The sequence below is a fragment of the Pseudidiomarina piscicola genome, assembly GCF_902806985.1.
Classification (GTDB): Bacteria; Pseudomonadota; Gammaproteobacteria; order Enterobacterales; family Alteromonadaceae; genus Pseudidiomarina; species Pseudidiomarina piscicola.
In genome coordinates this window covers 1-538 of the sequence record NZ_CADCXY010000015.1, presented here as the reverse complement: position 1 = coordinate 538, position 538 = coordinate 1, and the positions used below count along the sequence as shown (strand labels likewise).

The window sequence follows — 538 nt, the reverse complement described above, 5'->3', positions numbered from 1 at the left end:
AAAACTTGCAGCATTCATCCGCGTCGCTTCGCACCGCAACCGCCCTCGGGCGTCGTACGTATATTGCGTCGCTTTGGTTAAGGTCGATGGTGCCGCCAGTGTCGATTTGCTGACCCGGTTATAGACATCTAAAAACTCCGACTGCACCGTATCAATGGTTAAACTGGTACTGCTGCGCGAGACGATTGTCCCAGTTTGCGTCAGCGTTCTACGGGTACTCACGCTCGGATAGGTGGTTTTCTTAACCGGGTAAAACCCGACTGCGTTGCGTGCACCGATTTCCCACGTTGGCCGGCCGGATAAATCATAACGATACGATGTTGCATCATCACTGCCAGTTAACGGCCCGTCTTCTATGAGTTGGCGACCCGCTGCATCATAGGTGTAGGTCGTCGTTTGGCTCAATGTACCACTGGCATTGGTAAGTGTTTTGGTTTTGATCAGTCCTGTCGAGCCCGAGTAGGTGTACTCTGTGATCTGGGTCTGTGCTCCACCGCATTGGCCAATGGCGCATACCGTGGTCCTGGTGAGACGATAA

1 protein-coding gene is annotated in these 538 nt (G+C 53.2%); it reads right to left on the bottom strand.

The genetic code is table 11. The annotated features are described in order from the left end of the window. Positions 1-538: hypothetical protein (locus PSI9734_RS11970; RefSeq protein ID WP_173921358.1), on the bottom strand; the 538-nt coding region annotated here is incomplete at both ends.